Genomic DNA, 9,670 nt, shown 5'->3' on the forward strand with positions numbered 1-9,670 from the left:
AGCAAGCAAGCAAGCAAGCAAGCAAGCAAGCAAGCAAGCAAGCCAGCAAGCCAGCAAGCAAGCAAGCAAGCCAGCAAGCAAGCCAGCAAGCAAGCAAGCAAGCAAGCAAGCCAGCCAGCCAGCAAGCCAGCCAGCCAGCCCTTATTATGCACTGTAACTAACACAGCTTACGCACGCGCGTATACAAAATTTTTGACATAAGCAAACCTGCTTACGAAATTTTTTCGTGAGTAGGTTTGCTTTTTTTTGATATAGAGTAATCAAAATAAATAATAGAAATGAAAAGAATTTTTTTGACAATAATAGTAGTGCTGGGAGTATTGGCTATTAATAGTTGTGGGAGTAATATTTCTCCTAATGATTATGAACTAAGTGAAGATGGAAAAACGCTTGTTAAATGGCTTAACGAAGAGACAGTTTCTATAAATATGGAAAAAGACAAAGTTCTTAAGAATGTTACAGCTATAGGAAAAATAGCTTTTGCAGGTAAAAAGAAATTGGTATCTATAGTATTTCCTAAAGGATTAATAGATATTGGTGAATCAGCTTTTGAAGGATGTTCTAAATTAGAAAGTATAGAGATACCTGAAGGAATAACAGTAATACGAGAAGAGACTTTTATGGATTGTAGTTCATTATCTTCTGTTAGGTTGCCTAACAGTCTGATAAAGATAGAATCTTTAGCCTTTAGTTTTTGTGAAGAATTGTCAGATCTTGTTATCCCTAAAAATGTTGAAGAACTTGGCTCAGATTGCTTTAATCCTTGTAGAAAATTAACAACTATTACGTTTGAAGGAGAAAAACCACCTTTTATTAATGGGGCGTTTAGAGAAGGAATTTTGAAAAAGGTATATGTGCCAAAACATAGTGTAAATCTTTATAAATTTGCATACAGAGATAGTTATTTTGATAAAATAGTAAGAGAAAAACCATAAAAACAAGAAATAAAAAATATAAAAACTTAAATAAATGAAACATATATTGATAATTGTTGTTAGCTTTCTAATAGGAAGTACCTTTGTGAATGCACAGTATAAGAAATCGGATATGGAAAGGTTTAATATTAAAGGTCATTATCCTAATTCTGTTCCTTTTAAGGATTTCTATAGTACTATTGAAGGGACTATACCCGATATACCCTCCCCATATAATATAATAAATGCACAAGGGGAAGGCTATAGAGCTCAAGTAAAAGATGGATTTCCTTATGATTTTGATGAAAATGGCAATGTAAAGTATTGCGGATATGCAAATAAAGGTGCTAAGATGACTTATGAAGGAACAAATGAAATAAGGCGAATAACATCAGATGAATATGGAGATGCCATAATAGAATATAAGTATAATGATAAAGGAATTATTATAGGTAAAAATATTCTAAAAGAAGACTATATGTCAAAAGAATACAAAATAGATTGGGAAAGTAAATACATATATGATAACAAAGGAAATATTGTAATTGAAAAATTTAGAGATTATTCATTAAATTATGGAGAAGAAGATGAAAGTGGAGAATTTAGATTTGAATATGATGAAAGGGGTAACCTAACGAAGGCAACTATACAAGAACTCGTGGAAGGAGGTGTTTTTGTATATAACTACAAATATGATAAGAATAATAATCTTTCAGAATGGTCTTCTGATGGAAATAAAGTAGAACTTAAATATGATGATAAAGGGAATGTCATTTCTGTAATAGGACAACTTGGTTATGAACTTGTAGAATATACATTCAAATATGCTTATGATGGAAAAGGAAATTGGAAGACAAAATATGCTTATGACGGAGGCAAATTAGTTGGAAAAGTTACAAGAGTAATTTGGTATAATGAGTAAAAGAATATGAAAAAGATAAAATATTTATTACTATTAATCCTAATAGGTTGTTTTACAGATATATCAGCACAAATAGTTACTCAGAAAAAGAAAATGAGTTCTATTACTAAAAGAGAATTAATAGGAACAACAGATTGGGACAGAATAAAAAAGGAAATAAAAGATGAATTTATAGAGTTTACAAAAAAAGGAGAATTTGAGAAGACGGAAGAATATCAAGAAAGAATGCAATATATAAAAGAAGCTATAGAAATGATTGCTCAAGAAGTATTTGTAAAATTTGTTAGTGAACCAATATTTATGGAACCTATAAAATATGATGCAGATACAGAATTATATACAATTAGAATATCTAAAAATTATCAGTTAAACTATCAAAAAAAGGATTTAGGGTATACGAATTTAGTTTTTCCTACTATACTGAGAATAGATAGAGATACAGCGCAATATTATATTTCCACTAAATGTAGTATAACAGATTATTATTATAACTATAGTCTTGATTTTGGAGATTTTATATTTTTTGAAGGGTATATTTTACCAAAGAGAATACAAATAGGAGGTAAAATGTATGAAACAGAATTATATGAATCATATCTTAAAAACTGGAATATTGGAAAAGATGAAATAGTAGCTAATATTTTAAAAGATAAAAATACTCATAATATCATTATAAGTGATTTAGAACTCAATACAAATGATTTGGGATTGTCTAAATATTTTCCAGAGGTATACAGATTTAAAGTTCCAAAGATAGAGAATGAATAAAAATTTAAAGAATATGAAAGTAATATTATTACAAGGAAAGGGTAATAGTGGTAAAACAAGACTTTCTAATAAAATTGATGAATGGTTGTTACAAAATGGTTTTGTAGAAGAGTTTAAGAAACTTGATCCTAATAATGAAAATGCTTCTCCTTACCAAAGAGATTTTTGGGCTATCTATAATAAGAATATAGAGGGTAGAAATGTAAGAGTTTTTCTTAATTCTTGGTCTGATATGAGGACTGTTATCAATACTTTCCGGGATATTTATAAGGAGAATAAAAAGGATGGATATGACATCCTAATTACAGCTATACGTTCAAAAAGTAATCCGCGTCTATATGAATGGACAAGGGAGGTGTATATCAAAGAATTTCCTAAAATAGAAGAAAACATCTTAGATTTAGATACAAGACCACAAGATGCTGGGTATTGGTTAGGAAAGTTCATTTCTCTTTTTGAAAGTCTACTCTGATACTATTTTTATAATATAGTCTTAAATACTAAAATATTGCAATAATATTTTAAAAACCAATAAATTGTGTCTCTTCAAAAATCAGTTTTGTTAGGAATTAGCTTAACCAGCGTTAGGGTAGAGACTCAATTTATTGCGTCTTAAAGGATTAGAGTTTTTCACTTTTCATTTTTCACTTTAAAAGTTCTCTTACTTCCTTCACAGTCTCTTCAGTAAATAGTGCTTCCAAGTTTTTCCAGATGCTATGATAGGCATAGGTACCTTGGAGCATTTCTTTTTTAGCTGCGGCGATACTCCAGCCGTGGTAGATAATACGATACATAGCTACCATAATCCCAGTACGATCAGCACCATGGTAGCAATGGATAAGTACTGCCCCTTGCTGTTGTGCCTTACGAATACGTTGTAGCACTTGGGCGATATCCTTGAGGGTGATACGCCAAGTAAGTAGTGGGTGGTTGATAAGGGTAATCCCATCAGTGAAGTAGAACTCCTTTCTATCTTTGGAACGAGTGAAATATCGCAGGTTGATAATGGTCTTGATAGGCGTACGCTTAATGACCTCCTTATTAGCCTTAACCAACTGTTCACTGCGATAGGGCAAACTATCCACTTGGTATAGATTTGCCTGAGAATGCACGACAGTAGCAGGAGTTTGTCCCCATATAGGTAACAATGGCAGTAAAAATAAAAAGAACTTTAGAGTAATTTTTGTCATAATCTTTATTTCTTTTTACAAAAAACAATAATAAAAATCTATTGAGGTGTCTAAATAATTTTATATATTTGCACTTTGAAAATTAATGTGTTATGGAATTATTTAAGGGACAAAGCCTCTTAGAGTTTACTGAACGCTTTAAAACAGACTTAGATTGCGAAGAATATCTAGCTTCTTTAAAGTGGGAAGATGGATATTGCTGTCGCAAATTACGAGGTATATATTCTTGGGTTTCAGAGTTTAATATAGACCGCTATTTAGCTGAGTATAGTTTTAGAATCAATCGCTCACAAAATAAAGATACTATCTTTAACAAATTAATGAAAAGAATTGTAGAGGGTTCTCCCGTTTCCCAAAGTCAATTAGTATGTAGCTAAATAGACACCTCAATAAAAAGTTTTGTGTATTTCAAAAAATAGTAGTACTTTTGCAGCGATATAAAAAAGAGAAAGGCAGCAAGGAGTTGCGACCTCCCGCTGCCTGCCCGTTAATATCTGATTTTAAACAAGAATTTCTTTTTAGAAATCTGTATTAAGATAAAAACGGGTTTGAATCTAAATCGTATCTTTAAATTCATACTTTCCTCTTTATTTATCACAAAACACCTGCCCGTTTTGCATAGGCACCTTTGACTTTCAAAGGTGTTGCAAAAGTAAGGGATGCTAACGATTTTAGCAAAATTTTAACATTAGAAATTAGGGTTGCTTGCAATAGCGAGCAACCTTTTTTCTGTTTTTTCTTGTTATTTCAAAAAAACTTCGTATCTTTGCACCGAATTTTAACTGTTGGAGGGGACGTTTGAGTCCCCTCTTTTTATAGAAAATGAATTTTAAAGACCAAGTTAAAGCCTTAGTAGACAAAGCCTTAGAAGCTACTCCGACGCTGTTTCTCACTGACCTAAAAGTGTCGGCTGACAACGCTATCACCGTGGTAATTGACGGCGATAACGGGGTGGGAATTGACGATTGTATCGCCTTAAGTAGGGCTGTAGAAGCGCCTTTGGATGCTGAAGGGGCTGATTTTTCGTTAGAAGTAACTTCGTTTGGGGCTACTGAACCTTTTGTGCTACCTCGTCAGTACGCTAAAAATGTGGGTAGAACCGTGCAAATAACCACTACCGATGGCAAAGTGCAAGAAGGGGTGCTAAAAGGCGAAGCAGACGGAGTGGTAACCCTTGAAACTGAAACACGTGAGCCTAAACCTGTAGGCAAAGGCAAAATAACAGTGAAAAAAGAACATTCTTTTGCCTTATCAGATATAAAAGAAGCTAAAGTAATCATTAAATTTTAATTGAACGTATATGAATAGTCTTGAATTAATCGAATCTTTCTCGGAGTTTAAAGATGACAAACTGATTAACCGCGAAACCCTTATGGCTATTTTGGAAGAGGTTTTTCGCAATACCCTAAAAAAGAAATACGGCTCTGACGATAATTTCGACATCATTATTAACCCCGATAAAGGCGACCTACAAATATTCAGAAACCGCATAGTGGTAGAAGATGGTGCTGTGACCAATGACAACCAAGAAATTGCACTATCGGTAGCTAGAAAAATAGAACCTGACTTTGAAGTAGGTGAAGATGTTTCAGAAGAAATTAAAATTAATGACCTTGGTAGACGTGCTATCTTGGCACTACGCCAAAACTTGATTTCTAAAATTCACGAATACGACAGCACGACTATCTACCGTAGATTTAAAGACCTTATTGGACAGATAGTAGTGGCTGAAATTCACCATATTAGACACAAAGCTATCATCTTATTAGACGATGAGGGCAATGAGATTATTCTTCCTAAGGAAAAGCAAATCCCTTCGGATTTCTTTAAGAAAGGGGAACACGTGCGCGGTATTATAGAATCGGTAGAACTTAAGAGTACGAAACCTACTATTATTATGTCGCGTACCTCGCCTATTTTCTTGCAACGCCTTTTTGAGCAAGAAATTCCTGAGATTGCCGATGGTATCATCACGGTGAATAAGGTGGTGCGTATACCTGGTGAAAAGGCTAAAGTGGCGGTTGATTCGTTTGACGAGCGCATTGATGCTGTAGGGGCTTGCGTAGGGGTACGCGGGGCTCGTATACACGGTATCGTACGCGAGTTGGGCAATGAGAATATAGATGTGATTCCGTTTACGAACAATGTTTCGCTGCTTATTACTCGCGCTTTGGCTCCTGCGCACGTAACTTCGGTTACCCTTAATGAAGAAGAGAAACGCGCAGATGTGTTTTTGCCTAATGAAGAGGTATCGAAAGCGATTGGTAAGTCGGGGTACAATATACGCTTGGCAAGTCAGCTAACTGGCTATGAGATAGATGTGTATCGCGAAGGGATTACCGATGAGGATATAGAACTCACTGAGTTTGACGATGAAATAGAGGGGTGGATAATAGAGCAATTGCACAATGCAGGGCTTGACACTGCTAAGAGTGTATTGGAGCTTACCCCTGAAGAGCTAATGACGCGTACTGACCTTGAAGAGGAAACTGTAAAGGAAATACAACGTGTATTGGCTGAAGAATTTGAATAATATTGCGAGATGGGCAGAGGGTTGCCTGTTTTGAAGTCTCACACAAGGGGGCGAAAACAATTGACGATTAGCAATTGATCATTGATAATTATTAAAAAAAATATATGAGCGAGGGAAAAACAATAAGAATAAGCAAGGTTTTGAAGGATGTGAACATCTCTTTGAGTACGGCAGCAGAAGAACTCAAGAAGCATAAGAATATTGAGATTGATGCCAGTCCTAACACTAAGATTTCAGAAGAGGCGTATCAATTCCTTTTAAACAAATTTAGTGCAGATAAGAGTAAGCGCGCCGTTTCTAAAGAAATAGTAGAAGACAAACGGAAAGAGCGTGAGGCAATACGTATAGAGCAAGAGAAGGAGAACCAAGAGAAACGCCGTCAGCAAGAACGAGAGGTTATTAAAGCCAAAGGACACTTAGCGGGTCTGAAGCCTGTGGGCAAAATAGACTTAGATGGTGGTAAAAGTGCTGCTGAGAAACCAGCGGTGGCTGCACCGGCACCTACTCCTGCAGAGACAGTAACCCCTACGGCTACTGATGCCCCTACGGCTGCTGCTCCTGCTAAAAAAGAAGAAGCGCCAACCTCTGATTTGTCCGCTAAAAAAGACCACAAAGAGGGTAAAGAAAAGGACAAGAAAAAAGATAAGGAAAAAGACCGCAATCAGGCTGCTCAGAAAAATAAAACTGTGTATCAGAACCCGCTCATTCAGTCAGTTGCCCCTCCTAAGAAAAAGGAAAACGCTCTTAAGCACAAAGAAGAATACACCCCCGAAGCTCCTATAGGAATCATTGAAACTCAGTACCAAAAACTTACAGGTCCGAAGGTAGTGGGTGAGAAGATTGACCTCAGTCAGTTTGAGAAAAAGAAGAAAAAGAAGAAGAGAAGTAGAGGTAAGGATAAAGAGAAAGACGCTCAGACAACTACTGTTGCTAACGCTGCTAACGATAGCGAAAAACGCAAACGCAAACGCATACGCAAAGATGAGCCTAATGCCGCAGCAGCAGGCAAAGGCGACAGCGCTAAGAAAGAGAAAAAAGCTAAAATATTCGCTAAAATAGAGCCTACCGAAGAAGAGGTACAAAAGCAAGTACGCGAAACCCTCGAACGCCTACAAGGCAAGACTACCAAATCAAAAGGGGCTAAATACCGCAAAGAAAAACGAGAAACTCACCGCCAAAAGGTAGAACAAGAACTCGCAGAACAAGAACAACAAGAGAAAATCTTGAAGCTAACGGAGTTCGTAACCGTTAATGAGTTGGCTACGATGATGGATGTGCCTATCAATAGGGTTATAGGGGCTTGTATGACGCTTGGTATTATGGTGACGATGAACCAACGCCTTGATGCTGAAACGCTTAGCATAGTGGCTGACGAGTTTGGTTTCGAAGTAGAATTTGCTACTGCTAATATTGAAGAGGCTATACATATAGAAGAAGATAAGCCAGAGGATTTGGTACCTCGTGCGCCTATCGTAACGGTAATGGGACACGTAGACCACGGTAAGACCTCGCTATTAGACTATATACGAAAAGAAAATGTGATAGCTGGCGAAAGTGGAGGTATCACTCAGCACATAGGTGCTTATGGGGTGAGACTTGAGAGCGGTGAACGCATCACTTTCCTCGATACCCCAGGACACGAAGCCTTTACGGCGATGCGTGCTCGTGGTACTAAGGTTACTGACATCGCTATTATAGTGGTAGCTGCCGATGACGATGTGATGCCGCAAACTAAAGAGGCTATCAGCCACGCACAGGCAGCGGGTGTGCCTATCATCTTTGCTATCAACAAAATTGATAAACCTAACGCTAACCCTGACAAGATAAAAGAACGCTTGGCGGGTATGAACCTTTTAGTAGAAGAGTGGGGCGGTAAGATACAGTCGCAAGACATTTCGGCTAAGAAAGGTATTGGCGTACAAGAATTGTTAGAAAAAGTGCTTTTAGAAGCTGAGGTACTTGAACTGAAAGCTAACCCTAATAAGGCGGCTATCGGTACCGTAGTGGAAGCGGCTCTTGATAAAGGACGCGGGTATGTATCGACCGTACTGGTAGAAAACGGTACGCTGCACGTAGGAGACTATGTGCTAGCAGGTACTAACTCGGGCAAAATACGCGCTATGCACGATGAGCGCGGCAAGAAAGTGAAAGAAGCAGGGCCTTCTACCCCTATCACTATTTTGGGCTTAGACGGCGCTCCGCAGGCGGGTGATAAATTCTATGTGTTTGAAGACGAAAAAGAAGCTAAACAGATAGTGGCTAAACGCGCACAACTACAGCGCGAACAGTCAGTACGCACTCAACGCCACATCACCTTAGATGAGATAGGTAGACGTATAGCATTGGGCGACTTTAAGCAGCTGAACATCATTTTGAAAGGGGACGTAGATGGTTCGGTAGAAGCTCTTACCGATTCATTCCAAAAACTCTCTACCGAAGAGATACAAATCTCGATTATACACAAGGGAGTGGGTGCTATTACCGAATCGGATGTGCTCTTGGCTTCGGCTTCGGATGCTATCATCATAGGCTTCAACGTACGTCCGATGACAAACGCTCGTGCTTTGGCAGAGAAAGAATCGATAGATATACGTACTTACTCAATTATCTATGATGCTATCAACGACCTTAAAGACGCTATGGAGGGTATGTTATCGCCTGTATTTAAGGAAGAAGTAACCGGTACAGTAGAAATACGCGAGCTCTTCAAGATATCGAAAGTGGGTACGATAGCCGGCTGTATGGTGACTGACGGTAAGATATATCGCAATTCTAAAATCAGACTTATACGCGATAACGTGGTGATTTACACCGGAGAGTTATCTTCGCTTAAACGCTTCAAAGACGATGTGAAGGAAGTGAGCAAAGGTTACGACTGCGGATTGCAAATTAAGAACTACAACGATATTCACGAAGGTGATGTAATAGAAGCCTACCAAGAGGTGGCAGTGAAGAAAAAACTGTAGTATAAAAATACCTAAATAATAAAGGCTGTACAAGTATTCGCTGTACAGCCTTTATGTTTTTAACAAAAAAAACTTGCACTCTTGTTTTCTTTTCTTAATTTTGCATTAGAAATTATAAAAGATTGAACTATGAAACGTTTTGTTTTAATACTGCTTTTTTGGGGCTTGCTTCCCTTTTTGGCTATAGGGCAAAACGCTCCTACTGATGAAGCTACCCAAGCGCCTGAAAAATACTATGCCATAGAGCAGGAGCCTAAAGTACAGTTAGAGAAAGGAAAAGAGAAATCAGACCTTGCAAATGACTATATCCGAGAACAGGAGAAAGAAAATAGTTTTATAACAAAAGTAATACTACTTTTATTCTCAATGATAAGTTT

At 37.3% G+C, this 9,670-nt stretch carries 10 protein-coding genes; 9 read left to right on the forward strand and 1 reads right to left on the reverse strand.

From position 1 onward, the window contains the following. Window positions 1-278: 278 nt before the first annotated feature. The 4 genes from HMPREF9074_RS00945 to HMPREF9074_RS00960 are packed head-to-tail and all read left to right on the forward strand — an operon-like array spanning window position 279 to window position 3,076. Window positions 279-935, forward strand: coding sequence for a leucine-rich repeat domain-containing protein (locus HMPREF9074_RS00945; RefSeq protein WP_009389526.1), 657 nt, complete (start codon window positions 279-281; stop codon window positions 933-935). A 34-nt stretch (window positions 936-969) separates the two neighbouring features. Beyond that, window positions 970-1,836: a hypothetical protein gene (locus HMPREF9074_RS00950; RefSeq protein WP_009389525.1), complete on the forward strand. Its 867-nt coding sequence runs from the start codon at window positions 970-972 to the stop codon at window positions 1,834-1,836. Between the two features lie 6 nt (window positions 1,837-1,842). Further along, entirely contained in the window at window positions 1,843-2,604 is a 762-nt protein-coding gene (locus HMPREF9074_RS00955) for a hypothetical protein (protein ID WP_009389524.1), read from the forward strand. Window positions 2,605-2,617: 13 nt separating this feature from the next. Further along, window positions 2,618-3,076: a hypothetical protein gene (locus HMPREF9074_RS00960; protein WP_034539352.1), complete on the forward strand. Its 459-nt coding sequence runs from the start codon at window positions 2,618-2,620 to the stop codon at window positions 3,074-3,076. 172 nt (window positions 3,077-3,248) lie between these two features. Here the strand turns inward: HMPREF9074_RS00960 and HMPREF9074_RS00965 are convergent, their stop codons facing one another. Further along, window positions 3,249-3,794 carry a tyrosine-protein phosphatase gene (locus HMPREF9074_RS00965; protein ID WP_009389522.1) on the reverse strand — a complete coding sequence of 182 codons (546 nt, stop codon included), beginning with the start codon at window positions 3,792-3,794 and terminating at the stop codon, window positions 3,249-3,251. 92 nt (window positions 3,795-3,886) lie between these two features. On the opposite strand from HMPREF9074_RS00965, the gene HMPREF9074_RS00970 reads away from it, so the two are divergent. From HMPREF9074_RS00970 to HMPREF9074_RS00990, 5 genes are all read left to right on the forward strand, one after another. Then, window positions 3,887-4,171 carry a hypothetical protein gene (locus HMPREF9074_RS00970; RefSeq protein ID WP_034539294.1) on the forward strand — a complete coding sequence of 95 codons (285 nt, stop codon included), beginning with the start codon at window positions 3,887-3,889 and terminating at the stop codon, window positions 4,169-4,171. Window positions 4,172-4,616: 445 nt separating this feature from the next. Next, window positions 4,617-5,084: a ribosome assembly cofactor RimP gene (gene rimP, locus HMPREF9074_RS00975; protein ID WP_009389521.1), complete on the forward strand. Its 468-nt coding sequence runs from the start codon at window positions 4,617-4,619 to the stop codon at window positions 5,082-5,084. Between the two features lie 10 nt (window positions 5,085-5,094). Further along, window positions 5,095-6,327, forward strand: coding sequence for a transcription termination factor NusA (gene nusA, locus HMPREF9074_RS00980; protein ID WP_009389520.1), 1,233 nt, complete (start codon window positions 5,095-5,097; stop codon window positions 6,325-6,327). A gap of 104 nt (window positions 6,328-6,431) precedes the next feature. Next, window positions 6,432-9,293: a translation initiation factor IF-2 gene (gene infB, locus HMPREF9074_RS00985; RefSeq protein WP_009389519.1), complete on the forward strand. Its 2,862-nt coding sequence runs from the start codon at window positions 6,432-6,434 to the stop codon at window positions 9,291-9,293. A gap of 129 nt (window positions 9,294-9,422) precedes the next feature. Continuing rightward, the coding region (locus HMPREF9074_RS00990; protein WP_034539295.1) for a hypothetical protein at window positions 9,423-9,670 on the forward strand (248 nt) is incomplete at its 3' end.

Source organism: Capnocytophaga sp. oral taxon 329 str. F0087 (assembly GCF_000213295.2).
Classification (GTDB): domain Bacteria; phylum Bacteroidota; class Bacteroidia; order Flavobacteriales; family Flavobacteriaceae; genus Capnocytophaga; species Capnocytophaga leadbetteri_A.